Origin of the sequence: Kineococcus sp. G2, assembly GCF_037154035.1 — a bacterium.
Lineage (GTDB): Bacteria > Actinomycetota > Actinomycetes > Actinomycetales > Kineococcaceae > Kineococcus.
In genome coordinates this window covers 1-26226 of the sequence record NZ_JBBBEM010000062.1, presented here as the reverse complement: position 1 = coordinate 26226, position 26226 = coordinate 1, and the positions used below count along the sequence as shown (strand labels likewise).

The following is a 26226-nucleotide window of genomic DNA, read 5'->3' as shown; positions in this document are numbered from 1 at the left end:
TTTAAGAGTAGATGCATGCCTCATGACCGGTGAGCGCTCATCAGGCGAAGACGTCCGCCGCCGTGACGACCACCGGCTCCTCCGCCCGCACCCGCACGTCCTCCCGCGCGGCGACGAGGAACCGCAGCTCCTCCACGTCGACGTCCAGCCCGGCGGCCTTGGCGCGCAGCGTCCGCACCAGCCGGTCCCCGTCCACCTCGCGCCGCCACTTCACCTCGCCGACCAGCACGGGCCGGCGCTGCCGGCCGGCGAGCGCCACGACGTCGATCTCGTCGGTGCCGTCGCCGCGCCACCACGGCCCGACGGCGACCACCTCGTCGCCGAACTCCCCCGCGGCGGCGAGCCGGCGGACGTGGTCGCGCACCGTGACCTCCCACGCCGGGCCGCTGGCGTCGTCGAGGCTGTCCAGCAGGACGGGCAGGATCGATTCCCCGAGGCCGCGTTCGATCTCCGGGCGGTACCGGCCGAGCAGACCGAGGTGGAAGGCGAGGAAGTTGTCGGCGATGCGGTAGCTGCGCCGCCGGGTGCGCCGGGGGTCTTCGGTGACGGGCACGATCCGCTCGACGAGGCGCAGCTCGATGAGCTTCTCGAGGGTGCGGCTGGGTTCGGCACCGACCCACGCCTTGATCTCCTGGTGCTTGGTCCTGCCGGTGGCGATGGCCTGGAGGACGGCGGCCGGCTGGTCGCCGCGCTCGACCTCGGTGGCCAGGAGCAGGTCGCCCTCGGTGAGCAGCAGGCCGCCGGGCCGGGTCGCGAGCCGCTTCAGGTTCCCGGCGAGGTCGTCGGCGGTGTCCCACCAGGACAGGTACAGCGGCATGCCGCCGAGGAGGGCGTACACCTGCGCCCGTTCGGCGGGGGTGAGGCCGGGCAGCAGGGCGGGGACCTCGTGCGGGGCGAAGGGGTGCAGCTGCAGGCGCAGCCCGAAGCGCCCGAACAGCGGCGAACGCTCTTCCTGCAGTTCCGCCATGCTGCGCACCGCCGACCCGCACAGCAGGACCCGCACACCGCGGCCGGCTGGCCGGTCGAGGAAGGCGCGCAGCACCCCGGACAGCTCCGGCACCGAGCGCAGCAGTTCCGGGTACTCGTCGAGGACGAGGAGGACGGGCTCGTCCTGCGCCTCGCGGGCGAGGTGGTCCAAGAGGTCGTCGGCGTCGGCGAAGGGGCGGCTCGCCAGGTCCCGCACTCCCCGCAGCGCCGGGGGCACCGCGCGGGACAGCTGCTGCAGCTCGGCGCGGGCGGGCCTGCCGGCACCGGTGTGGAAGATCGTCCGAACGGGCGCGGTCGTCTCGGAGAACCGCTGGAGCAGGGCCGTCTTGCCGACGCGTCGGCGTCCCCAGAGCAGTGCCGCTCCCGCTGCGGGGTCGTTCCACCAGCGGGTCAACTGAGCGAGTTCGGAGTCGCGGTGCACGAAGGGGACCACGGCCCCACCGTAACTTACGTCAGACGCAACTTACGAGTGAGGTAAGTAGCGGCAGTCGAAGGAGGTGCGCAGGTTGATCGGGAAAGCCTCGTCCAGCACCGCGCACGCACCCGTGCCAGGCTTCATCCAGTGAGCGGCACCTTCGTCAGCGGCATGCGCACCATGGCCCGCGGCGCCCGGGAAGAGCGACGCCTCTTCACCATCGCGATCATCGGCTCGGCCCTGTACGGCGTGGGCACGGCCGCCAGCGGCTGGCTCGTGGGGCGGGTGACGGAGCGGGTCGTCGTGCCCGCCGTCACCGGCTCCGGGTCGGTCAGCACGGCGGACGTGTGGCTGGCCGGGGCGACGCTGATGGCCGTCACCCTGGTGACGGTCGGAGCGATCCTCGTGCGTCGCATCTGGGCCGGCATGGTCGCCTTCGCCCTGCAGGCCCGCTACCGCCGGGCCCTGGCGCGCCGCTACCTGGAACTGCCCCTGTCCTGGCACCACGCCCACCCGGCCGGGAGGCTGCTGGCGACGGCCAGCTCGGACGTGGAGGCCACCTGGCAGGCGATGTTCATCCTGCCGTTCGCGCTCGGCGTCGTGGTCCTCATCGCGGTGGCGGGCGTGGCGATGGCCGCGGCCGACCCGGTGCTGGCAGCGGTGGCTCTGCTGGTGCTGCCGGCGCTGGTGGCCGCGAACGTCGTCTACCAGCGGCGCATGTCCCCGCGGGTCACGCGCGTGCAGCAGCTGCGCGGGGAGGTCTCCGCGACCGCCCACGAGAGCTTCGAGGGTTCCCTCGTGGTGAAGACCCTCGGACTGGCCGGCGAGGAGGTGGAGCGCTTCGCGGCCGACGCGGACCGGTTGCGCGCGGCGAACGTGGCCGCCGGTCGCACCCGCGGCACGTTCGACCCGGTGATCGACGCCCTGCCGAACCTGGGCACCCTCGCGGTCCTCGTGGTCGGCACGGTCCGCGCCGCGAACGGGGCGGTGGGCGTCGGCGACCTCGTGCAGATCGCGTACCTGCTGGGCCTGCTGGCGTTCCCGGTGCGCTCCTTCGGCTGGCTGCTGTCGGAACTGCCGCGCACCGTCGCCGGGGACGCGCGCGTGCAGGCCGTGCTGCAGGAGGAGGCGACGACCCCGTGGGGGGACCGCCCCGCCCCCGGCACCGGTCCCCTGGCGGTCGCGGCGAAGGACCTCACCTACCGCCACCCCGCACCCGCCACCGACCCGCTGGCCGAGCGCCCCGACGTCCCCGGGCAGTTCGCGCGCCGCGACGAGGCGCCCGCGCCCCGGCGCGAGGCCGCCCCGGCGCTCGCGGACGTCACCCTCGACGTGGCGGCCGGGACGACGGTGGCGGTCGTGGGCGGCACCGGGTCGGGCAAGTCGACGCTGGCGGGGATGCTCGTGCGCCTGGTCGACCCCACGTCCGGGCAGGTGCTCCTCGACGGGGTGGACGTGCGCGACCTGGCCGCCGGCGAGGTGGCGGGCGCGGCGGCACTGGTGCCGCAGTCGACGTTCGTGTTCGACGACACGGTGCGCGGCAACATCGCCCTGGGCCTGGACGCCGACGACGTGCCCGCCGAGCGGCGCGTGGACGACGACGACGTGTGGGAGGCGCTGCGCCTGGCGCGCGCCGAGGAGTTCGTGAAGTCCCTGCCGAACGGGCTGGACGAGCTGGTCGGTGAGCGTGGCTCGACCTTGTCGGGCGGGCAGCGGCAGCGCCTGGCCCTGGCGCGGGCGCTGGTGCGCAAACCGCGACTGCTGGTCCTGGACGACGCCACCAGCGCCTTGGACCCGGCGGTGGAGCGGGCGGTGCTGGACGGGCTGGCGGCCTCGGGTTCCGGCACGACCGTGGTGGTGGTGGCGTACCGGCCGGCGACGATCGCGCTGGCCGACGAGGTGGTGCACCTGGAACGCGGCCGGGTCGTGGACCGGGGGCCGGCGGCGGAGGTCGAGGCCCGCGACGCGGGCTACCGGCACCTGGTGACGGCGTACGCGCGCGCGGCGCGCGACCGGGCGGACGAAACGGCGAACAAGGCGGGGATGGCGTGAGCGCGACCACCATCGGGGCGGCGGCCGGTTCCGCCGGGCGCGGCGGTGTGCTGCGCCGCGCGCGGGAGCTGACCCCGCAGATCGCCGAGGGCCTGGGCGTCACCCTGGCCATCGCGGCGGCCACGACGGTCGGCAAGCTCGTCGTGCCGATCGCGGTGCAGCAGACCGTCGACACCGGCGTGCTGGCCGAGGGTGGCCCGGACGTGGGGCGGGTCGCGGTGCTGTGCGCGCTCGCGGCCGTCGTCGTGCTGCTCACCGTGGTCACCGCGTGGGTGGTGAACGTGCGCCTGTTCCGTGCCACGGAGGCGGGGCTGGCGAGCCTGCGCACCCGCGCGTTCCGGCACGTGCACGACCTGGCGGTGCTCACCCAGTCCGGGGAGCGGCGCGGCGCGCTCGTCAGCCGCGTCACCAGCGACGTCGACACGATCTCCACGTTCCTGCAGACCGGCATGCTGGTGCTGGTGCTCTCGCTGGGTCAGGTGGTCCTGGCGACCGCGGTGATGTTCTTCTACTCGTGGCAGCTGGCGCTCGTGGTGCTCGGCTGCTTCGTGCCGCTGGTGCTGATCCGCAACAAGCTGCAGCGGCCGGTGGCGCAGGCGTACGCCGGGGTGCGGGTGCGGATGGGCGAGATGCTCGCCGCGGTCTCCGAGACGGTCGTGGGCGCCGATGTGATCCGCGCGCACGCCGCCGAGGCCCGTTCCCGCCGCACCGTCGACGCGGCCGTGGAGGCGCACCGCAAGCAGGCCGTGAAGGCGCAGGTGGCGACCGCGGCGACGTTCACCACCGGTGTGTTCGTCTCCGGGCTCGTGGTGGCGCTCGTCATCGTGGTCGGCACCCTGCTGGGCGTCGACGGCGACATCACCCTGGGGCGGTTGCTGGCGTTCCTGTTCCTCGCGCAGCTGTGGGTGGGGCCGGTGCAGGCCGCGACCGAGGTGCTCAACGAGCTCCAGAACGCCCTCGCCGGCTGGCGCCGCGTCGTCGATCTCATCGACACCCCCGTCACCGTCCCCGAACCGCCGAAGGAGCGCGTGAAGGAACTGCCGGCGGGTCCGGTGGACGTGCGCGTCGAGGACGTCGCCTACACCTACCCCGGCACCGACAAGGTCGTCCTGAGCGGCGTCACCCTGCACCTGCCCGCCGGCTCGCGCACCGCCGTCGTCGGTGAGACCGGCTCCGGCAAGACCACCCTCGCCCGGCTGGTGACCCGCCTGGTGGACCCCGCCTCCGGGCGGGTGCTGCTGGGCGGCGTGGACGCGCGCGACCTGCCCAGCCGCGAACTGCACCGCCGCGTCGTCGCGGTTCCGCAGGAGGGGTTCCTCTTCGACGCGACCGTCGGCGAGAACGTGCGCCGCGGGAAGCCCGGCGCCACGGAGGAGGACGTGCGGGCGGCGTTCGAGGACCTCGGCCTGGCCGGCTGGCTCGACGGGCTGCCCGACGGGCTGGACACCCCCGTCGGCCAGCGCGGTGAGCGGCTGTCCGCCGGGGAACGGCAGCTCGTGGCGCTCGCGCGCGCGCACCTGGCGGACCCGGACCTGCTGGTGCTGGACGAGGCGACGTCCTCCGTCGATCCCGCCACCGAGGTGCGGTTGCAGCGGGCCTTGGAGGGGGTGCTCAGCGGGCGGACGTCCGTGGCCATCGCGCACCGGCTCTCGACGGCGGAGGCCGCCGACGTGGTCGTGGTCGTCGACTCCGGGCGGGTCGTGGAGGTCGGGCCGGCGGTGGAGCTGGCGCACGCCGGGGGGCCGTACTCGCGGCTGCACGCGGCCTGGACCGCCCAGCACAGCTGATCCCGACCTCTCCGGTGATCAAGGAAGTTGTCACTTCCTTGATCACCGGAGGGAGGCCGGGTCGCGACTCAACCGGTGCGAACGGCGAGGTCGTGGAGACGACGCGCCCACTGGACGGCCTGTTCAGCACGTGCGGCGGAAACCATCGTCGCGGCGTAGTGCGCTTGATCCTTGATCTCCAGCAGTCGCCGAAGGTCCTTCGCCATGGCAGGGCCGTCCGGGCGAACGGTGGCGAGCAGATCGACGGCCTGGCGGTGGTCCTGGCCGCGGGAGCGACGCCCGAGCCGGCTGCAGCAGACCGCGTCGGACGCCGCGATGCCGCACAGCACGGCGAGCGACGCGGCGACCTGCGGAGTGGCGAGTCCGTCGTCAGCCTCGTCGAGGACCAGCTCGGCCACCTCCAGGAAGGCTCGCGCCTGCTCGAGCCGGACGCGGCCCTCAGCGGGCGAGCATGCGCTGGTGCGTCCAGCCGGGCTCATCGGGCCACGCTGCGCAAGAGGGTGCTGACGTCCCGACCGGCCAGGGTGATGGCCTCTCGCCGCCAGGACTGCACGATGGGTTCAGCTGCCCGCACGTGCGCCCGCAACTCCTGCACGGAGACGTCGTACGGCTGCGTCCGGTTGCCGGTCCACGACTCGACGGCGGCGACCAGGGAGTCCACCTGCCCCTCCCAGACCTGCGACTGCCGGTCAGGCAGGCCGTCGGCGTGCACGAGCAGCAGGTCGACGTCGGAGTCGGTGTCGCCCTCCCCGCGAGCGAGGGAACCGAAGACGGCCACCGACTGCGCCGGCACGGACCAGTCCTGCACCTCCTCGGTGATCCTCCGCAGCAGCTCCCGGCGCAGGCCGACGAGGACCTCCACGGCCGGCCACGCGAGGTGCTCGCGGTTGGCGCTGTAGTAGACGGCGCTGCTGCGCCGTTCCGCGTGGAGCACGCCTTCGGTGGCGAGGCGAGCCAGGACCCGCTGCACACCGGCGTGGGAGGCCTTCCCCACGAGCCGAGCGATCTCCCGGCCGGAGAGGGGAGCAGCGGATCCGGCCAGGGCGACGAGAACCGGACCGTCCAGGGACGGCACCACGCTGCGGATGGGGTGCGCCAAGTGCATCTGGCCACTATAGGAGCCGTCTGTATGGAATACCAGCCAGCTGAGGCTGCCGTCCGATGCGGTGGATCCCATCGGTGACACGCGAGCACGGGCGCGATCGATCCGCTGAACCGGATCCGCGGTCTGCGAGGCGGAGCGCTGATCCGCGTCAGTGGATGAGCTTGCCGCCGTCGATCTGGAAGCTGGCACCGTTGACGTACCCGGCCTCCTCACCGAGCAGGAAGGAGACGGCCGCGGCGATGTCGTCCGGCTGACCGACGCGCCCCACCGGGATGCCCGCGGCCATCCCGGCCTTGCGCTCCTCGGTGAGCTGCCCACCCATGATGTCGGTGTCCACGGGGCCGGGCAGCAGCACGTTCGCGGTGATGCCGAGCGGGCCCAGTTCCCGGGCAGCGCCCTTGGTGAGCCCGAGCACGGCGGCCTTCGACGCGGCGTACGCGGTCTTGGAGAACGTGCCGCCGCCGTCGAGGGCGGTGATCGATGAGGTGTTGACGATGCGGCCGACCCCGACGGCGGCCATGCGCCGCGCCGCCTCCTGGATCATCAGCAGGGACCCCGTGGCGTTGACGGCGAAGCTGGTGTTCCACTCCTGCACCGTCAGCTCCAGCAGGGGGGTCGGGCAGGCGGTGCCGGCGAGGTTGACCAGGCCCACGACGGGCGGCAGCGCGTCGTCGACGCGGTCGAACACCGCCCGCACCTCCTCCGGCGAGGTGATGTCGGCGGGCGCGCCCAGCACGCCGGTCGTGCCGCGCAGCTCCTCGGCGATCTCCGCGACGCCGTCGGGCCGGACGTCGACGAGCGCGAGGCTCCAGCCCTCACGGGCCAGCCGGCGCGCGACGACGCGGCCGATGCCGCGGGGTGCTCCGACACCGGTGACGACGGCGGTGCGCGCGGCGGGGAACGGGACGGTCATCAGCAGGTCTCCTCGACGGTTCTCTCGGTGGTGCCGGCCGGGCGGGGTCCGCCCGGCCGGCGGGGTGTTGCGCGTCGCGCGGTCGGTCAGCCAGCGGAGGGCGGCGTCCAGTCCTGCCCCGGAACCCACTCGGGGAAGGCGTAGTCGTCCAGCGACACCTGCGCCCCAGCGGCGGTCGCGGCGGCGATCGCCTGCTCACGGTCGGCGGCGTACGCGTCGCTGAGCGACTTCAGCGCCCCCCGCAAGTCGGTGATGTCCCCACCCAGGTAGCCCTGCACGATGTCCCCCAGTTGCGGGCTGATGGGCTTGGACAGTGCTTCCACCTTCGCGATCTGCGGGTTGGCGACGACGGCCTCGGGGCCGCGGCGCACGGTCTCCTCGAACCACTCGGCGAGCTTGCGGTAGGGCTCGACGACGTCGGCCTCCTGGACGACGGAGAGGTCCAGGGGCGGCTGGTCCATCCCGCCGGCCAGTCCCTTCTGGTACTCGTTCGTCATCATCGACGCGGCGAGCTGACTGGCCTTGGCCGGGTCGGCGCTGGATCCGGCGACGAAGAACTGGGCGGCCGGTGCACCGCGGTAGGTGATCACGGGGACCCCAGCCTGGGGGACGAGGATGGGGCCGACCCCCAGCTTGTCCATGAACTCCGGCGCCACGTTCCTCACGCCGCCGGCGCACCAGGGACCGTCGGGGAAGTAGCCGGCCACCCCGGCACCCCAGCGGCTGCGGGCGTCGGCGACGGTGAGCCCACCGCTGCCGGCGAGGATGAGGCCGGAGTCGTTGAGCTCCTTCCAGAACTCGATGGCGTTGACGTAAGTGTCGTCGTCGTAGGCGTACTCGCCGGTGTGGTACTTCATGCCCTGGAACCCGGGGAAGCCGGCGACCTGGGCGATGTCGTCGATCTGCTCCCCCATCCGGGCGGTTCCACCCAGGGCGAGGATCATGGGCGCGGCCCCGTCGTTCTTGGCCTTGATCTTCTCGAGGTTGGCGCGGTACTCGTCGTAGGTGGTGGGCGGGTCGTCCGGGTCGATGTCGGCGGCAGTGATGATGTCGGTGTTGAACCAGTGCGCAGCGGAGTACTGCTGGTAGCTGAACAGCGGCAGTCCGTAGACCTTGCCGTCGAGGCTGGTGATGCCCTCCGTCAGCGAGCCCTCGGGCAGGCTCGCGAGCTGGTCCCCGTCCAGCTCGAGCTCGTGGACCCAGCCCTCCGCGACCAGCGCGGACAGCGGAAGAGCCAAGATGTTGGAGTAGAGGTCGGGCAACTGGTTGCTCTGGTTGGCCAACTGCAGGGCCTCGGGGGCCCGGCTGACGTCGTTGTAGGTGTAGTCGACCTGGACGCCGAGCTCCTGCGACTGCTGGGCCGCCCATTCGGCGTGGAACTTCTGCAGGGCGCTGAAGTGGTCCCACCAGCGCAACGTGCCGGCGCCGGCGGAAGCGCCGCTCTCCCCGCCACCACCTCCGCAGGCGGCGAGGGCGGCGGTGCCGACGAGCGCACCGCTGCCGGCGAGCAGCGAGCGGCGGGTGATGCGTGCCATGACGATCTCCTCATCGAGATGGTGTGGTGCAGGACTGGAGGTAGGTGGTGCTCAGGACTTGACGGCCCCGGCGATGCCTTCGACGAAGAACCGCTGCAGGAACAGGAAGAGCGCGACGATGGGCAGGATCGAGACGACGCCGGCTGCCGCCATGCCGGACCAGTCGGTGGCGTTCTCCCCGACGAAGGCCTGCATGCCGACGCTGAGGGTGCGCAGCTGGGGGCTGCTGAACGAGAACACCAAGGGCAGGAAGAACGCGTTCCAGGTGAAGAGGAACGTCAGCAGCCCGACGGTCGCGGTGACGGGCATGGACAGGGGCAGCATGATGCGGAAGAAGACCCGAAGGAACCCGGCCCCGTCGACGACAGCAGCCTCCTCCAGCTCCTTGGGCAGCTGCCGGAAGTAGCCGGCGTAGATGAGGATCGCCGAGACGTTGGCTGATCCGGAAAGGGCGAGCACCATGCCGGTCAGGGAGTTGAGGACGCCCAGCTCCATGGACAGCTTGACGATCGGGATGATCGTGTAACCGGTCGGCACGAACAGCGTGAGGACGAGGATGCCGATGATGACCTTGGACCCTCGGAAGGAGTAGCGCCCGAGGACGTACCCGCACAGCGCGCAGCGGACGACGACGATGGCGACGGTCGCGAGTGTCACGATGACGGTGTTGATCATGTACCGGCCGAAGCCGGCGTCGGTCCAGGCCCGGCTGTAGTTCTCCCAGGCGAAGTTCTCCGGGATGAGGGTGAGGCCGGCGGTGAAGACCTCCATCGAACTCTTCAGGGAGGCCGACACCATCCACACGAACGGGTAGATCCACAGAACCCCGACACCGATGAGGAGGACGACGGCGAGCCACCAGGGTGCCCGCTGAGCGGCGCGCCGAGCCAAGGACAGGCGGGGTGGCGCGCTCACGGGGCGGCTGGGGGTGGTGGTGGTCACGACAGCGCCTTCCTGTTCTTGCGGCCGGCGTACAGCGCCCAGGCCTGGAGGACCCCGACGAGCATGACGATGACGCCGAAGAGGACTGCGGCCGCCGAGGCGAAGCCGAGCTGCGGGATGGTGGCGCTGAACGCCCAGCGGTAGATGTAGATCTCGATGATCTCGGTGGAGAAGAACGGGCCACCACCGGTCATCGTCTGCATGAGGTCGAACGCGTGGAAGGTGTCCTCGACGGTGAGCACCGTGATGATGAGCAGGAACGGCAGGAGCAGCGGGAGCGTGATGTGCCGGAAGATCTTGGCCGCTCCGGCACCGTCGATGCGCGCTGCTTCGTACAGCTCGGACGGGATGGTCTGCAGCGCGGCCATCCAGTAGACCATCGTGATCCCGAAGAACTTCCAGACGTAGACGGCCGCCGCGGTGGTCAGCGCCGTGCCGGAGTCGCCGAGGAAGTCGATGCCCTGCTCGACGCCCACCACTCGCAGCATGGCCGTGACGGGTCCGCTGCTGGGATCGAAGACGAACTGCATGACGACCCCGACGATGGCGGTGGTGGTGACGACGGGCAGGAAGTAGACCGTCCGGAACAGGTTGCGGAACGGCAGCTTGGGCGAGTTGAGCAGGATGGCGAGCAAGAGGCTGAGCAGGATGCGCGCCGGGGCGACCAGCAGCATGAAGACGAGGGTGATCTTCACCGACGACCAGAACGCCGGGTCGGCGATGACCGCGCGGTAGTTGTCGATCCCCACGAAGCGCTGGTCGGCCTGGAAACCGTTCCACTCCACGAGGGAGTACCAGTAGCTGGCGATGATCGGGTACAGCGTGTAGGCGCCGTACAGGACGATCGTGGGCATCAGGAACAGCCAGATCCACAGCGTCTGCTTGCGGGTACCGACGCGCTGGCCCTTCGGCGGTGTCCGCAGCACCTTCCCCTGCGGCGGTGCGGCGGCGAGGGCGGGCTCGGAGGTGAGGGATCTCGCCATCGGGTGGACCTCCTAACGGATCTGGCTGAGGGCGAAGGTGGCGGGGTCGCCACCGATGCGGTGCCCGCGCTCCAGCGCGGTGATGGCGTCGACCTCGGCGTCGTCGAGGTGCAGGCCGGCGGCGGCCAGGTTCTCCTCCAGCCGGTCGCGGCGGCTGGACTTGGGGATGACGACGTGCCCGCGCTGCAGGTGCCAGGCGATCACGACCTGGGCGGGGGTGGCGTCGTGGGTGCGGGCCGCGGCGAGCACGGCGGGTGCGTCGAGGTCGGCGCCCTGCCCGAGCGGCGAGTAGGCCTCGACGACGATCCCGCGGTCCCGGCTGTCCTCGACGAGGTCGCGCTGCTGGAACGTGGGGTGCAGCTCGACCTGGTTGACGGCGGGCACGAGCCCCGTGGCGGCGGCGAGGTCGTCGAGGTGGGTGGGCAGGAAGTTGGACACCCCGACGGCGCGGACGGCCCCCTCGGAGTGCAGGCGTTCCAGGGCGCGCCAGCTGTCGACGTAGCGGCCCGCGGACGGGTTGGGCCAGTGCACGAGGTAGAGGTCGAGCGCGTCGACCCCGAGGCGCTCGCACGTGTCGGCGTAGGCCCGCAGCGCCTCGTCGTACCCCTGGTCGCCGTTGCGCAGCTTGGAGGTGATGAACACCTCGTCGCGCGGCAGGCCCGATGCCCTCAGCGCCGCCCCGACACCGGCCTCGTTGACGTAGGCGGCGGCGGTGTCGACGTGCCGGTAGCCGACCTCCAGCGCCTCCTCGACGACGCGTTGCGCCTCCTGCGGGGGGACCTGGAACACACCGAGGCCCAGCTGGGGGACGGTGACACCGTTGTTGAGGGCGATGTCGGCGACGTCGCTGACGCCGGTGCGGTTCACTTCGGCTCCAGGACGAGCATGGACACCGACGGCAGCGGGAGCGTGACGTCCAGCTGGACGGCGCCGTCCCGGGGGGTCACCGACCGGGCCGGCTCGAGCTCCTCGAGGCCCTGCCGCGCCTTGACGGCGGCGAGCTGCTCAGCTGTCGGGTCCTGCGGGCTGCCCTGGGCGACCCACGCGGTGTGGGCGTTGCTGTGGTCGGCGTCGATGCGGAAGTGGCTGACGGAGTACTCCGACGCGGTGAGGCCGCTGATGCGGACGTCGACGGGGGTGGCGGCTTCGTCGGTCTGGTACTGGTCGTCGGTGTGCCGCCAGACGAGGACGGTGACGCGGCCGGCGGCGTCGGAGGAGGCGAGGACGTCGACCTCCTCCCCCATGCTGCGCCCGTCACCGGCGTCGAGCTCGGCCGGGTCGCTGGCGGCGGTGGACGTGGCGTCGACACGCCGCCCGCCGAGCCGGGACACCATCCGGTAGGCGTTGAGGAGGGGCTTCTCGACGCCGCCGGCGGTGAGGAAGGCGCGGGTGCCCTCGAAGTAGCGCTCACCCTCGAAGTAGAAGCTCCACGAGGTGGCCTGGGTGACGGTGGCGGTCTCGGTGTCGTTGAGGTCGAGGATCTTCTTGAACAGCTTGACCTGGAAGACGGGGTAGTACTCGGTGTTCTGGAACTGGAAGTTGGCGTTGTCGTAGACGCTGTAGTGGGCGGGGACACCCGCGTCGCACTCGTCGACGATGGCAGGCAGGTCGTGGTACTGCGGGAACTCCGCCATGACCCGCAGCATGCGGCGGATCTCGAACAGCATCTTGTGCGCCGAGGGGTTCTGCTTCTCCGGCGCCGGGCCCCCCGTGGGGCCGTAGACCCGCCAGGGGGTGAATGCGGAACCCTTGGTGTGGAAGGAGACGAAGTCGAGGGGAACGTCGTTCGTGGAGGTGTGGGTGAGGAAGTCACGCATGAACTGCACTCCCCCACCGGTGACGGCGGGGCCGCCGACCTGGGCGTCGGGCAGGACGCTGCGGACCGCTTCGGCGGTGACGGTGTAGAGGTCGCAGAACTGCTGCGTGGTGCCCTTCCAGTAGAAGATGTCGGGCTCGTTCCACAACTCCCACAGCCAGGTGCGCACCTCCTCGGCGCCGTAGCGCTCCAGGCAGTGCCGGGCGTGCGCGGCGACGAGACCGCGCCACTTCTCGTAGTCCTTCGGCGGGTACGCCCACGCGCCGGCCTCGTAGTTGCTGTAGACGGTGGGGCTGGGGACGACCTTGAGCTCGTCGGCCTCCGGCGGGAGCAGGTCGCGCGGGGTGAAGGCGAGTTCCACGAGGACGTGGTGCCCGGCGCCGACGATGGCGTCGTAGGTCTGGTCGACGATGGTGAAGTCGTAGTGCGGGTTCCCGTCGGCGTCCTCGTGGTAGACGTTCCCGTTGCCCCAGTGCGGGATGCCGAACCCGGACCCGGAGCAGAAGACGTAGTGGGGGCGCACGTGGAACGGCCGCGGCGACAGTTCCGCGAAGGTGCGCAGGAGCTGCTTGCCGGTCGGGGTGTACGTCCAGTTGATCTCGTCGTACCCGATGCTCTCCCAGATGCGGGTGAGCGGCCCGCGGTCGCTGGACGCGTCGACGGTGACGGTGGCGCTGGTGACGTGCGGCGCGGACGGGTCGCTGGGGGCGGAGCGCGGGAAGTGGCTCTGGTCGGTGGACAGCCCGGGGTTGTGGGCAGTGGTGTCGGTGGACACGACGGTGGCCTCTCGGCTGGGTGGTCTCGCAGCGGTGCGAGGAGGACGGGCGGTGCCGCCGGGTGGTGCTGGGGAGCGGGGAATCAGGCTTCCGCGGCGGCGGTGCCGGGTGTTTCGTACGCCTGCAGGGCGCGGTCGCGCGCCTCGGTGATGTGGGCGGCCATGGCCGCGCGGGCCGTGGCCGGGTCACCGGTGCGCAGCCCTTCGAGGACGCGGGTGTGCTCGGCGACGCAGTGGTCGGAGTCGGTGACGCCCCCGCCGCCGAAGAGGCGGAAGCGCTGGATCTGCCCGCCGAGGGCGGTGTAGGCACCGAGGAGGAACTCGTTGCCGGTCGCCTCGGCGATGATGCGATGGAAGCGCTCGTCCGCTTCCCAGTACTGCCGGAACTCGTGGAACGACGGCCCGAGGGGTGCGGTCGCCAGGTCGTGCACGGCCTGCTCGAGCTGCTCGAGGACGTCAGGGGTGAGGTGGTGCGCGGCCAGCTCGGCGAGCGCCGGCTCCAGCAGGAGCCGCGCCTGCATGAGCCGCACCAGCTCCTCCGGCGTGGCCACGGGAGCGACCCGGTACCCCTTGAGCGCGACGCGCCGGATGAGCCCGGTGGACTCCAGCCGCGCCAGCGCCTCGCGCACCGGTGTCTGCGACACCCCGAACTCGCGGGCGAGCCCGTCGATGCCCAGGGCCTGCCCGGCCTTCAGCTCGCCGTCGATCAGCAGGTCCAGGACGGCGTCGTACACGTGGTCGGCGAGCATCTGCCGGCTCGACGCCAGTGAGCGTCGCGTCGTCGTCGGCTCCACGAGCACCATCGTAGACAGGCCCTTCGGACGGGTTGAGAGATCGCGGACCGGGTGGGGACACGAGCACCTCCTCAGCATCGGCTCATCGGTGAGCTGATGTCGTAGACCGTAGATCGTGCACGATCGACGGTCAAGGGGCTTTTCGGTTCTCGCTCGGTGCGCCGGACGACGACGCCCCCGCCTGCACCACCCCGGGCCGGGCCCGACGGCGCAGCACTCCTGATCCGGCGGAACGCCGGGCGGGCCCGACAGCCCCGCCCGATCACTCCTCCCGACGCCGGAACGCCGTCGGGCTGCACCCGTGCACGCCGCGGAAGTGGCGGGCGAAGTAGAAGGGGTCGGCGTAGCCGACGCAGCGGGCGACCTCGGCCACCGGCAGGTCGGTGGTCACCAGCAGCTCGCAGGCGTGCGCCATGCGCAGCCGCTTGGCGTACTCCACGACCCCTCCCCCGGTCGCGGCACGGAACAGCGCCGTGAAGTGCGAGGTGGACAGGCCCGCCTCGCGCGCCAGGGCGGCGACGGAGACGGGGGCGTCGAGGTGGGCGCGCAGGTGCTCCTGGGCCTGGCGCACCGGCTCGCGCCGCACGGGACTGCCGGCGGCGGCGTCGGCTGCCACCTGCGCCAGCACCGACCACGCCGCGCCGGCCGCGCGCAGCAGCGTGGGCCCGGTCTCGTCGATCTCCAGGTGCTCCACGACGCGCTCGACGTCGCGCTGCACCTCCAGGACGTCGTGCAGGTCGACGACGGCCGGGCGCGGCGGGTCCCCGCCCAGCTGCCGGTCGAAGGAGCGGGCGTCGGGACCGGCCGCGTGCAGCCACCAGATCGTCCAGGGGTGGGCGTCGTCGGCGCCGTAGGCGTGCGGCAGGCCGGCGGGCAGGACGAGGGCCTGGGCGCGGGCGACGGCCACCTCGCCGCCGGCGGTGCGGCACCAGCCGCGACCGCCCACGCACACGATGACGACGGTGCCGCTGGCACCCCGGCGGCGCGTGCGGCCGTGGTGGTGGGCGTGCGGGAAGTACCCGGCGTCGGTGACGAGCAGCCGGGACGTCGGCCCGGACGCGGCCGCGGTGCGGGCGACGTCGGCGGGCAGGACCCGCAGCCGCTGCCCGGGGAACCCCTCGCGGATGCGCACGCCGTGACGCTAGCGCCGTCCGGGTGGTCCTGACCGTCGGATCGTCCAGGTGGCAGCGTCGGATCGTCTCTTCTCGGCGCGGTGATCACCGGCCTACCGTCACCGCATGCTCGACGACGAGACGCAGCTCGGCCTGCCGGCCCGGCCCGCCGCCCTGGCGGACGCCCCGGCCGCGGTCTGGAGCGCGCCGCTGACGCTGCCGACCTACCACCCGCTGCCGCCGGAGGTGTTCCCCGCCTACCTGGACCGCCGCGTCTACCAGGGTTCCTCGGGCCGGGTGTACCCGCTGCCGTTCCACCACCGCATCGCCACCGACCCCGTCGAGCACGCCTGGACGGCGGTGCACCTGCAGAACGAGTGGCTGCACGTGGTGGTGCTGCCCGAGCTGGGCGGGCGCGTGCACGTGGTGCGCGACCGCACCAGCGGGGTGGACCTCTTCTACGCCAACCCCGTGGTCAAACCCGCCCTGGTGGGACTGGCCGGCCCGTGGATCGCCGGCGGCGTGGAGTTCAACTGGCCCCAGCACCACCGCCCGGCGACCTACCTGCCCACCGACTGGGAGGCGGTGACCGAGGAGGACGGCGCGGTCGTGGTGCGCTGCTCCGACCACGACCCGTTCACCCGCATGCGCGGCACGCACGCGCTGCGGCTGCGCCCGGGCAGCTCCGTGCTGGAGCTCGAGGTGCGCCTGGCCAACCGCACCGAACTGCCGCAGTCGTTCCTGTGGTGGGCCAACGTCGCCGCCCGCGTCGACGAGGACTACCAGTCGTTCTTCCCGCACGACGTGACGGTGGTGGCCGACCACGCCAAGCGCGCCGTGACCGCTTACCCGGCCGCGGACCGCCACTACTACGGCGTGGACTACCCCGCCCGCGCCGGCGAGGTGTTCACGGCCGCCGACGGCGCGCGCGGCACGGGCGACCGGATCGACTGGTACCGCACGATCCCCGTGCCGACGTCGTACATGTGCCTGGGCAGCCGGGAGGACTTCTTCGGCGGCTACGACCACGCCCGCGGGGTGGGGTTCGTGCACGTCGCCGACCACCAGGTCGCCGTCGGCAAGAAGCAGTGGACGTGGGGGAACTCCCCCTTCGGGCACGCGTGGGACGCGAACCTCTCCGACGACGGCGCGCACTACGTGGAGCTGATGGCGGGGGTGTTCACCGACAACCAGCCGGACTTCTCGGTGCTGGCACCCGGGGAGACGAAGGTGTTCACCCAGTGCTGGTACCCGGTGCGGCACAGCGGCCCGCTGGACCGGGCGAGCGTCGACGCGGCCGTCAGCCTGCGTCGCGAGGAGGACCCCGCACGCGTCCGGCTGGCCGTCGTCGTCACCCGCCCCCGCGCCGGGGTGCGGGTGGAGCTGCGCGCCGGTGGGCGGGTCGTGGCGAGCGAGACGGTCGACCTGGACCCCTCGGCGGCGCTGCTGCGCGTGCACGAGGTGCCGGCCGGCGAGGCGGGGTCGCCGGACGTGGAGGTCTCGGTCGTCCACGAGGGCCGGGAGCTGGTGCGCTGGAGCACCGCCGAGGAGCGCGCGGGGATCGGGGAGGTCCCCGGCCCCGCCACCGAACCGCCCGCGCCGCGGGAGGTGGCGAGCGTGGAGGAGCTGGCGCTGACCGCGGAGCACCTGGAGCTCTACCGGCACGCCACCCGCTCCCCGGAGCCGTACTGGCGCGAGGCGCTGGCCCGCGACCCCGGGCACGTGCCGAGCCTGGTGGGCCTGGCGGTGCGCGCCTACCGCGCCGGCCTGGACGAGGAGGCCGAGGAGCTGCTGCGCCGCGCGGTGGACCGCCTGACCTCCCGCCACCCCACGCCGCGGGACACCACCGCGCTGTACCTGCTGGGCGTGGTCCTGGAGGCCCGCGGGCGCGAGGACGACGCCTACGACGCGTACGGGCGCGCGTCGTGGGCGCGGGCGTGGCGGGGACCGGCCGGGTACCGGATGGCGCGGCTGGACGCGCGCGCCGGGCGCACCGAGGCCGCCCTGCACCGGCTGGCCGACGTGCGCCGGGTGGAGCCGGAGCACCTGCAGGCCGCCGCGCTGGAGGTGGTGTGCCGGCGGCGGCTCGGCGCCACGGCGTCCGGCGCGGCGGCCGGCGTGCTGGCCGCCGCGCGCGCCCTGGACCCGCTGGACGCGTGGCTGCGCCACCTCGACGGCCTGCCCGCCAGCGCGGACGCGCAGACCTGCCTGGACGTGGCGCTGGAGCTGGCCGGGGTCGGGGAGCTGGAGGACGCGCTGCGCGTCCTCGACGAGGCCGAGGAGCGCGAGCCGCTGCGCGCGGCGGGGCAGCCGGCGGCCGGCCCGCTGCTGGCGCACCACCGGGCCCTGGTGCTGGACCGGCTCGGCCGCAGCGCGCAGGCGGCCGCCGCGCGCGCCGACGCCGCGGCGCGCGACACCACGTGGTGCTTCCCCGGCCGGCGCGAGGACGTGGCCGCGCTGAGCGCCTCGGCCGCCGACCCGCGGGCCCGCACCCTGCGCGGGCACTGGCTGTACGCGGCGGGCCGGCACGCCGACGCCGTCGCGGACTGGCGGGCCGGCGCGGCGGGCACACCGGGCGACCCGGTGCCGCACCGCAACCTGGGCCTGGCGCTGGTCAACGACCACCGCGACCTCGAGGCCGCCCGCGCGGCGTACGCGCGGGCGGAGGAGGCCGCCCCGGACGAGGCGCGGCTGCGCTTCGAGGTGGACCAGCTGGACGCGCTGCGCGGCGTGGACCCGCAGCAGCGGCTGGCGCGCTGGCGGGAGCGCTGGGACCTGGCCGAGCAGCGCGACGACGCCCTCGTGGAGGTCGCGCACCTGCTGGTGAGCACCGGCGGCGCGGCGCGGGCCGTGCACCTGCTGACCACCCGCACGTTCCAGCCGTGGGAGGGCGGGGAGGGTCAGGTGCTCTCCGCGTGGGAGCGCGCCCGGACCCGCCTGGCCCTGGAGGCGCTCGCGGACGACCCGGCCGCCGCGGTGGCGCACCTGCGGGCGGCGCTGGACAGCCCGGCGTGCCTGGGCGAGGCGCGGCACCCGCTGGCGGCGACGGCGCAGCTGCACCTGCTGCTGGGCGACGCGCTGGCCGCGGCCGGCGACGCGGGCGCGGCGCACGCGGCGTGGGGGGCGGCCGCCGAGCACCGCGGGGACTTCCTGGGGATGAGCACGCAGGAGCACAGCGAGGCGACGTTCTCCTCGGTGCTGGCGCTGCGCCGGCTGGGCCGCGACGACGGGCCGCTGACCGCCTCGCTGCGCCGCTTCCGCGACGCGTTCGCGGCGGCGGTGCCGGTGGTGGACTACTTCGCCACCTCGCTGCCGGACCTGCTGCTGTTCGAGGAGGACCCGCTCGTGGTGCGCGACCGTCGGGTGGTGGTGCTCGACGCGCAGCTGGCCCTGCTGGACGGCGACGCCGGGCGCGCCCGCGAGCTGCTGGCCGACCCGCGGCTGGCCGCCAGCCGGCACGCGGCCGACCTGGCGCACGCCCTGGCCACCCACCCGCAGCTGCTGGGCGTACCCGCCGCCGAGCCCGGTGGACCCGTCACCCGGATCGAGGAGGTGGCCCGATGACCGCGACGCGGAACCTGCCGGCCGGTGCGCCGGAGAAGCTCGTCATCAGCCTGTGGGACTTCTCCTGGTACGTGCGCACCGGGCCGGGCGAGCCGTTCGAGGACCTCGACGCCGCCTTCGCCCAGGCGGTGGAGCGCGGCTACAACGCGGTGCGGATCTGCGCGATGCCGTTCCTGCTGTTCCGCTCCGGCGTGGACACCTCCGCGCTGCGGCTCGGTCCGCTCGGCGGGGAGTACGGGCAGGGCGTGCGCTGGTACGACGTGGCGCACGAGACGACGATCGACGCGCGCGAGCACACTTTGGCGTTCTTCCGCGCCGCGCAGCGCCACGGCGTGCACGTCATCGTCTCCAGCTGGGAGTACCAGCAGTCGCCGTCGTTCGCGCTCGACCCGGACTGGTACGAGGCGCTGCACGCGGTGGACCCCGAGCAGCGCGCGGAGGTGCTGGCCGACGCGCACGCCGACCTGATCGACCTGCTGGTGGCCGAGGGCCTGGACGACCGGGTGCTGTTCACCGAGCTGCACAACGAGGTCCAGATCGGCTTCCTCGTCGACGGCCTGGGCGTGGAACGCGGCGAGGCGGCGGTGCCGGCGCTGACGGACAGGCTGGAGCGCGGGATCCGCCGCTTCAAGCAACGCCACCCCGACCGGCTGTGCACGGTGAACTACGCCGGGGTGCCGGTCGGCGCGCTGAGCGCGGTCCCGCCCAGCGCCGAGGTCCTCGTCGTGCACCCCTACGCCTACGGCAACCTGCAGGAGCTCATCGACGTGTTCGGCCTGCGCGCGCCCGTGGAGGAGTTCTCCCGCGAGCGGGCGGCGCCGCTGCTGCGCCCGGGCGCGCCCGAGGTGGCCGACTGGGGACCGGGCGAGGACAACGCCTGGAAGCTGGACGCCACGGTCGTCTCGCTGCCGGAGGTGTACGTGCACGACTGGTGCGACCCGGAGGCCTTCGACCGCTGGCTGTACGAGCGCTGGGGCGAGCACCGCCTGGCGGTGGAGCAGAAGCTCACGCTGTGGCTGGAGGTCGCCGCCGACTGGGCCGCGGCGCGCGGGGTCCCGCTGGTGCTCGGGGAGGGCTACGTCGGCTACACCCCCAAGCGCGGACGCTTCGAGGAGGGACCGGTCGGCGCGGAACTGTGCCGCCGCGCCGTGCGCGACGCGCACCGCCTCGGCGCGTGGGGCGCGGTGGTCTGCTCCAACGCCGCGCCGCAGCACAGCATGTGGGCCGACGTCGCCCTGCAGAGCGAGTGCGCGGCCCTCCTGACCGGCACCACCCCCACCGACCGGCCCGATCAGCCCGACGGGCCCGGCACCACCCACCACGACCGCGCCGACGACGGCGCACAGGAGGTTCGACGATGAACTCCCGACTCTCGCGGCGCAGCCTGCTCGCGGCCACGGCCGGCTTCGGCGGCGCCGGCCTGCTGACCGGCTGCGTCGGCACCAGCGGCTCCGGCGGGTCCGGCGGCGCGGCCGCCGGCGGTGGAGGGGGCGGCGGTGGCGGCATCGTCTTCCAGAACTCCATCCAGGACACCGCCCCCAAGGCGGCCCTCGAGGCGATCGTGCAGAGCTACGACGGCGACGTGACGATGAACTCGGTCGCCACCGAGCAGTTCCGCGCCCAGCTGACCAACTACCTGCGCTCGAACGACCCGCCGGACGTCATGAGCTGGTACGCCGGGTCGGTGGCCCGCGACTACGCCGCCCAGGGCCTGCTGCTGGACGTGTCGAGCATGTGGGAGGGCGACGGCGCGTGCGCGGGCTTCTCCGAGGCGCTGAAGAACCTGTCCAGCGCCGACGACGGCACCCAGATCTTCGTCCCCACCAACTACTACTGGTGGTCGGTCTTCTACAAGAAGAGCGCCTTCGAGCGCTGGGGCGTGCAGCCGCCGACGACGTGGGACGAGTTCCTCGCGCTGTGCGAGAACCTCTCGGGCCAGGGTGTGGCGCCGCTGGCCAACGGCATCGGCTCCACCCCGTGGATGGCGTCGGGCTGGTTCGACTACCTGGACCTGCGCATCAACGGGGCGCAGTACCACCGCGAGCTGCTGGCCGGGGAGCACTCCTTCACCGACCCGGAGGTCGTCGCGGTCATGGAGCAGTACGAGCGGCTCATCCCCTACTTCGACCCGAACATGGGCTCGTACTCGGCGCAGGACGCGTCCGTGCCGATGGCGCAGGACCAGGCCGGCATGTACCTCATCGGCGCCTTCGTCACCCAGTACTTCCCCGAGGACCAGCGCGACGACCTGGACTTCTTCTCCGTCCCGGTGATCAACCCGGACGTGCCGACGGCCGAGGAGGCCCCGACGGACGGATACTTCGCCGCGGCCGGCACCTCCGACCCCGACGCCACGATCGCCTTCCTGTCCTACCTGGCCGCCCCGGAGCAGCAGCAGGCCTTCATCGAGCAGTCCGGGTCCTCCAACCTGCCGACGTCCCCGGACGTCGACACCTCGCAGTTCAGCCCGCTGGTGCAGAAGGGCATCGAGCTGCTCAACTCCACGGAGGAGATCACCCAGTTCTTCAACCGCGACTCCTCCGACGCGCTGCAGACGACGGCGGACACCGCGCTGACGCAGTTCCTCGCCGACCCGGGCTCGCGCGACCGGATCCTTCAGGAGTGGCAGCGGGCCGCGGAGGGGGTCTTCGGGCAGTGAGCAGCGACGTGAGGGCCGCGGCGCGGCCGGCGCGGCGGGGGTCCGACGGCCCCCGTCCCGCCGGCGACGCCCGCGGCCCCGCCCGGCCGGGCGGCCCTTCGCTGGGCGCCCGGCTGCGGCGGGTGCCGCTGCTGGTGTGGGTGTTCCTGCTGCTGCCGCTGGCGGTGGAGCTGTTCTGGGTCTTCTGGCCGGCCGCCAACTCCTTCTCCCTCTCGCTCACCCGCTGGGACGGCATCAGCCCGGCCGAGCCCGTGGGCCTGCAGAACTTCACCGACCTGGCCGAGGACCCGATCTTCCGCACGGCCTTGACCAACAACGCGCTGTGGGTGCTCGGCTTCGGCGTCCTGTCCGTGGTGGGCGGCCTGGCGCTGGCGGTGGCGCTCAACAAGCCCGGCCGCGGGGTGGGCTTCTACCGCAGCGCGATCTACCTGCCGATGGTCGTCTCGATGGCGGTGACGGGCCTGTTCTGGCGGGTGATGTACCAGCCGGGCGGCCCGGTGAACGCCGGCCTGGAGGCGGTGGGGCTGGGCTCGCTGCAGCGGCAGTGGCTGGCCGACCCGGACGTGGCGCTGGCGGCGATCCTCGTGGCCGCGGTGTGGCGGCAGGTCGGCTACATCATGGTGCTGTACCTGGCCGGGCTGAAGGGCTGCGACGCGACGCTGGAGGAGGCTGCGGCGGTCGACGGCGCCAGCGCCTGGCAGCGCTTCTGGCACATCGTCATGCCGCAACTGCGCGGGGTGAACACGGTGGTCTTCGCGGTCACCGTCATCGACTCGCTGCGCACCTTCGACATCGTGTGGGCGATGACCCGCGGTGGTCCCTACAACACGACGCAACTGCTGAGCACGTACATGTTCCAGCAGGCGTTCACGTCGGGGAACCTCGGCTACGCCTCGGCGATCGCGGTCGTCATCTTCGTCCTGGCGATCGGCTTCATCATCACCTACCTGGCCCGCCAGGCCCGCGCGGAGGAGCAGTCGTGACCGCCACCACCCTCGCCCCCGGCAGCGCCGCCACACCGCCACTGCGGCGGCCGCGGCGAGCCCGCTCGCCGTGGTTGCACGTGGTCATGGTGCCGCTGACCCTGCTGTGGCTGAGCCCCGTCGTCTACGTCGGGCTCATCGCGTTCCGCTCCTTCGACGACATCGCCGCCCGCGGGCTGGCGGCGCTGCCGGCGTCCTTCACGCTCGACGGCTTCACCACGGCCTTCAGCGGCGGCGGGCTGGTGCGGGCGCTGGGCAACAGCATCGCCGTGACCGCGTGCGCCGTGCTGGCCTCGCTGGTGCTGTCGTCGTGGGCGGCGTACTCGCTGAGCCGCTTCGCGATCCCGGGCCGCAAGACGATCCTGCTGGCGATGCTGGCCGGCAACCTGCTGCCCCCGCAGATCCTGCTCGTGCCGGTGGCGCGCATCAGCGAGTCCCTCGGCATCGCCGACACCCTCTTCGCGCTCGTGGCGGTGCAGGTGGGCTTCGGCATCGGCTTCTACACCTTCGTGCTGCACGGCTTCATGCGCGGGCTGCCGGAGGAGCTGTTCGAGGCCGCCCGCCTGGACGGGGCGGGCGCGGGGCGCATCTACCTGCGGATCGTCCTGCCGCTGAGCCGCCCGGCGATGGCGGCGCTGGCGGCCCTGGCCACGACGTGGATCTTCAACGACCTCATCTGGGCGCTGACGGTCCTGCGCTCGGAGTCGAAGTTCCCGATCACGGCGGCGCTGCTGAACCTCATGGGCGGCTACTCCAGCGCGTGGAACGTCATCGCGGCGGCCTCGCTCGTCGCGGCGATCCCCACCGCGGTCGTGTTCTTCCTCTTCCAGAAGCAGTTCGTCTCCGGGCTGCTGGTGGGCTCGAACAAGTGAGCGGCTCGTGGACGATGCCGACCCGCTCCGGGGAGCACGTCGTCGCGCTCGCCCCGGACGGGGCGGGTCTGGTGCGCGTGCACTGGGGCGCCCGCGGCGGTGCGCAGCCGGCTCCGGCGCCGCGGCGCACGTCCTTCGAGACGCCGCTGGACCTGCTGCCGCTGGAGGCCACCGCGCTGGGCACCCGCTCCGCGCACGCCGCCGAGCTCGTCGCCCGCCGCGCCGACGGGCTGCGCGGTGTCCGGCTGCGCGCCGCCGGCGAGGTGACGCTGACGGTCGGCGGGGAGGTGCACGAGCTGCGCGCGCCGTTCACCGACGAGGTCGCCGAGGTGGACGTGGAGCTGGTGCTGCGCAGCAGCACCGCCCACGACGTGGTCACCAAGCACGCGGTGGTGCGCAACCGCTCCGGGCACGCGGTGGAGCTGCTGCGCTGCTGGGGCGGCGCGTTCACCCCGCCGGTCGGGCCGGGCGCGCGCGTGGGGACGCTGACGGGCGCGTGGTCGCGGGAGTTCACCGAGGCCGTCGTGGACCTGCCGGTCGGGACGTTCAGCCTGGGCAGCCGGCAGGGCGTCACCTCGCACGGCGCCTCCCCCGTCGTCACCGTCCGCGCCCGCGACGACCGGGACGCCGGCACGTACGCGGTGGCGCTCGCGTGGAGCGGCTCGTGGCGGCTGCAGGTGGAGGCCGTGCCGTTCACCGACCACGTGCGCGTGGCCGACGGCCCCGACGACGAGACGGGCGTGGTGACGCTGCCGCCTGGCGGGTCGGTGACCACCCCGCAACTGGCCGGGCTGTGGGTGCCCGGCGGCCCGGACGAGGCCGCGCAGGCGTGGCACGCGTACCAGCGCACCCTGGCCCGCTCCACCGGCCCCGAGCACCGGCCGGTGGTGGCGAACTCCTGGTACGCCACCGGCTTCGACGTGCGGGTGGAGCACCAGCTCGCGCTGGCCGAGGTGGCCGCCGACCTGGGTGCGGAGGTCTTCGTCGTCGACGACGGCTGGTTCCGCGGCCGCACCTGCGACCGCGCCGGGCTCGGCGACTGGGACGTGGACGAGGCGAAGTTCCCCGGCGGGCTGGAGCCGCTGGTCGCGGGCGTGCGCGAGCGCGGCCTGCGGTTCGGGCTGTGGGTGGAGCCGGAGGCCGTCAACGAGGACAGCGACTTGTACCGGACCCACCCGGAGTGGGTGCACCGCGCGCCGGGCCGGGACCCGGTGCGGTTGCGCCACCAGCTCGTCCTCGACCTGGGCCGGCCGGAGGTGGAGGCGTGGGTGCTGGCGCAGTTGCGCCGGCTGCTGACCCGCTACGAGATCAGCTACCTGAAGTGGGACATGAACCGCGCGATCACCGACGGCGGCGCCGCCGTACCCGGCGGGGACGACTGGTCCTGGCGGCACACCCAGGCGTACCACCGCGTGCTGGACGTGCTGCGGGCGGAGTTCCCGCACGTCACCGTGGAGGCGTGCGCGGGCGGCGGCGGCCGCATCGACCTGGCGGTGCTGGCCCGCACCGACGTGGTGTGGCCCAGCGACGAGACCGGCCCGCGCGACCGGTTGGCCGTGCAGCACGGCTTCCTGTCCGCCTACCCGGCGTGGGTGATGAGCTCGTGGGTGACCGACGAACCGGACGTGCTGGACCGCGTGCCCGCCAGCGTCGACTTCCGGTGCGTCGTGGCGATGGCCGGGGTGATGGGCCTGGGCGGGGGCCTGCTGCGCTGGAGCCCCGAGCAGCGGGAGCGGGTGCGCGAACTCGTCGCGCTGCACCGCTGCGTGCGGCACGTCCTGCACGGCGGCCTGGTGCGCCGGCACGGCACCCCCGCGGACCCCGCGTACGCGGTGCAGTACACGGGCGAGGCGGCGGTGGTCGTGCTGGCGTGGGCGCGGCCGGGCCGCCCCGCCGACTGGCGGGTGCCGCTGGGCGACCTGCCCGCCGGCACCCGGCTGCGTGCACGTGGCGGCGGCCCGGCGCCCTCCACGGTGTTCGCGGTGGAGGACGGGCTGGTGGTGACGTGGTCGCGCGGCGACTGCGACGTGATCGTGCTGGACCGCGTGTGAGCGAGGGTGTGAACGACTGGCGGCCGCGGCCGCTGGTGGTGGAGACCGACGACACCCACGGAGGGCGGTGGACGTCCCTGCGCACGCCCGAGCGCGAGTGGCTGTGGCGCAACCCCGCCGTGCCCGCGGCCGCGCGCGCCGCCGTCCGCCCAGGTGACGCGTTCGTCGACGCGGGCGGGGTGGAGGAGTGCTTCCCCACCTTGCGCGGCGCACCCGACCACGGCGACGTGTGGTCGCGGTTGTGGACTTCCGCGGAACCGGGGTGCGCGTCCGTGCGCACGGGTTCGCTGTCGCTGCGGCGGTCGCTGTCGGTGCAGGACGGGGCGGTGGTCGCGACCTACGACGTGACCGGCCCACCCGGCGCGCCCGTGCTGTACGCCGTGCACGCCCTCCTCGACCTCTCCCCCGCCGCCCGCCTCCTCGTCCCCGGCGCGCCGCCGGTGAGCGTGCTCGACCAGCCGGCGCCCGGTGAGGTGGCGCGGACCACCTGGCCCGACGGCGCAGGCGTGACGCTCGACGCGCTCGGCCCCGACGACGGCACCGCCCGCTGCGCCGTCGTCACCACCGACCGCCTCGACGTCCTCGACGGCACCGACCGGCTGACCCTGCGGTGGCAGGTGGTGCGCGGCACCGGGCCGGTGTCCCTCGTGGTGTGGCGCAACCTCCGCGGGTGGCCGCAGGCGGCGCCCTACCGGTCCGTAGGCGTCGAACCGCTGCTCGGCGCGACCGCGGACCTGGCGACCGCGGGCCCCGGAGAGACCGGCGTGCTCGACGCCGGCGGCCGGCTCACGTGGCGGCTGACGCTCACCGCGCACCGTGAGGGCTGATAGCCAACCTCTTAGTGACTGTTTCAGATGTCGGTGCTGATGGGCCATGCTGTC

The 26226-nt window shown here is 73.4% G+C and carries 20 protein-coding genes; 9 read left to right on the top strand and 11 right to left on the bottom strand.

The annotated features are described in order from the left end of the window. Window positions 1-40 precede the first annotated feature (40 nt). Window positions 41-1420 (bottom strand): ATP-binding protein, encoded by a 1380-nt coding sequence (locus V9U69_RS10480; RefSeq protein ID WP_337061709.1) that lies wholly within the window; start codon window positions 1418-1420, stop codon window positions 41-43. 129 nt (window positions 1421-1549) lie between these two features. Between V9U69_RS10480 and V9U69_RS10475 the strand changes: the two genes are divergently transcribed. Then, on the top strand, window positions 1550-3454 hold the full coding sequence (locus tag V9U69_RS10475; RefSeq protein ID WP_337061708.1) for an ABC transporter ATP-binding protein: 1905 nt from the start codon (window positions 1550-1552) through the stop codon (window positions 3452-3454). Beyond that, window positions 3451-5241 carry an ABC transporter ATP-binding protein gene (locus V9U69_RS10470; protein WP_337061707.1) on the top strand — a complete coding sequence of 597 codons (1791 nt, stop codon included), beginning with the start codon at window positions 3451-3453 and terminating at the stop codon, window positions 5239-5241. Before V9U69_RS10475 ends, V9U69_RS10470 begins: the two co-directional genes overlap by 4 nt. 68 nt (window positions 5242-5309) lie before the next feature. On the opposite strand, the gene V9U69_RS10465 is transcribed toward V9U69_RS10470, so the two are convergent. The 10 genes from V9U69_RS10465 to V9U69_RS10420 form a co-directional block, all read right to left on the bottom strand. Then, window positions 5310-5639, bottom strand: a complete 330-nt coding sequence (locus tag V9U69_RS10465; protein WP_337061705.1) for a hypothetical protein — start codon at window positions 5637-5639, stop codon at window positions 5310-5312. A 77-nt stretch (window positions 5640-5716) separates the two neighbouring features. Beyond that, on the bottom strand, window positions 5717-6418 hold the full coding sequence (locus tag V9U69_RS10460) for a nucleotidyltransferase domain-containing protein (protein WP_337061704.1): 702 nt from the start codon (window positions 6416-6418) through the stop codon (window positions 5717-5719). Between the two features lie 76 nt (window positions 6419-6494). Next, complete coding sequence (locus V9U69_RS10455) at window positions 6495-7259, bottom strand: SDR family NAD(P)-dependent oxidoreductase (protein ID WP_337061702.1); 765 nt, start codon at window positions 7257-7259, stop codon at window positions 6495-6497. Between the two features lie 86 nt (window positions 7260-7345). Further along, entirely contained in the window at window positions 7346-8794 is a 1449-nt protein-coding gene (locus V9U69_RS10450; RefSeq protein WP_337061701.1) for an ABC transporter substrate-binding protein, read from the bottom strand. A 51-nt stretch (window positions 8795-8845) separates the two neighbouring features. Next, window positions 8846-9736, bottom strand: a complete 891-nt coding sequence (locus V9U69_RS10445) for a carbohydrate ABC transporter permease (protein WP_337061699.1) — start codon at window positions 9734-9736, stop codon at window positions 8846-8848. Next, the gene (locus V9U69_RS10440; RefSeq protein ID WP_337061697.1) at window positions 9733-10719 is read right to left on the bottom strand and encodes a carbohydrate ABC transporter permease; all 987 of its coding nucleotides are present in this window, start codon (window positions 10717-10719) and stop codon (window positions 9733-9735) included. Before V9U69_RS10440 ends, V9U69_RS10445 begins: the two co-directional genes overlap by 4 nt. Before the next feature lie 12 nt (window positions 10720-10731). Further along, window positions 10732-11586, bottom strand: coding sequence for an aldo/keto reductase (locus V9U69_RS10435; protein ID WP_337061696.1), 855 nt, complete (start codon window positions 11584-11586; stop codon window positions 10732-10734). Further along, window positions 11583-13310 (bottom strand): GH39 family glycosyl hydrolase, encoded by a 1728-nt coding sequence (locus V9U69_RS10430; protein WP_337061695.1) that lies wholly within the window; start codon window positions 13308-13310, stop codon window positions 11583-11585. The genes V9U69_RS10435 and V9U69_RS10430 overlap by 4 nt, the downstream gene beginning before the upstream one ends. Before the next feature lie 83 nt (window positions 13311-13393). Next, window positions 13394-14113, bottom strand: coding sequence for a GntR family transcriptional regulator (locus V9U69_RS10425; protein WP_374115801.1), 720 nt, complete (start codon window positions 14111-14113; stop codon window positions 13394-13396). Window positions 14114-14366: 253 nt separating this feature from the next. Continuing rightward, entirely contained in the window at window positions 14367-15236 is an 870-nt protein-coding gene (locus V9U69_RS10420; protein WP_337061694.1) for an AraC family transcriptional regulator, read from the bottom strand. A 106-nt stretch (window positions 15237-15342) separates the two neighbouring features. Here V9U69_RS10420 and V9U69_RS10415 point away from each other — a divergent pair, with 106 nt between their 5' ends. From V9U69_RS10415 to V9U69_RS10385, 7 genes are all read left to right on the top strand, one after another. Further along, on the top strand, window positions 15343-18780 hold the full coding sequence (locus tag V9U69_RS10415; protein WP_337061693.1) for a DUF5107 domain-containing protein: 3438 nt from the start codon (window positions 15343-15345) through the stop codon (window positions 18778-18780). Further along, the gene (locus tag V9U69_RS10410) at window positions 18777-20141 is read left to right on the top strand and encodes a cellulase-like family protein (protein WP_337061692.1); all 1365 of its coding nucleotides are present in this window, start codon (window positions 18777-18779) and stop codon (window positions 20139-20141) included. Before V9U69_RS10415 ends, V9U69_RS10410 begins: the two co-directional genes overlap by 4 nt. Then, on the top strand, window positions 20138-21439 hold the full coding sequence (locus V9U69_RS10405; RefSeq protein WP_337061691.1) for an ABC transporter substrate-binding protein: 1302 nt from the start codon (window positions 20138-20140) through the stop codon (window positions 21437-21439). The genes V9U69_RS10410 and V9U69_RS10405 overlap by 4 nt, the downstream gene beginning before the upstream one ends. A 101-nt stretch (window positions 21440-21540) precedes the next feature. Continuing rightward, a complete protein-coding gene (locus V9U69_RS10400) occupies window positions 21541-22422 on the top strand; it encodes a carbohydrate ABC transporter permease (RefSeq protein ID WP_442907720.1) in 882 nt (293 codons plus the stop codon). Beyond that, window positions 22419-23294, top strand: coding sequence for a carbohydrate ABC transporter permease (locus V9U69_RS10395; protein ID WP_337061688.1), 876 nt, complete (start codon window positions 22419-22421; stop codon window positions 23292-23294). Before V9U69_RS10400 ends, V9U69_RS10395 begins: the two co-directional genes overlap by 4 nt. Beyond that, complete coding sequence (locus V9U69_RS10390; RefSeq protein WP_337061687.1) at window positions 23291-25345, top strand: alpha-galactosidase; 2055 nt, start codon at window positions 23291-23293, stop codon at window positions 25343-25345. The genes V9U69_RS10395 and V9U69_RS10390 overlap by 4 nt, the downstream gene beginning before the upstream one ends. Next, entirely contained in the window at window positions 25342-26172 is an 831-nt protein-coding gene (locus tag V9U69_RS10385; protein WP_337061686.1) for a hypothetical protein, read from the top strand. Before V9U69_RS10390 ends, V9U69_RS10385 begins: the two co-directional genes overlap by 4 nt. Window positions 26173-26226 lie beyond the last annotated feature (54 nt).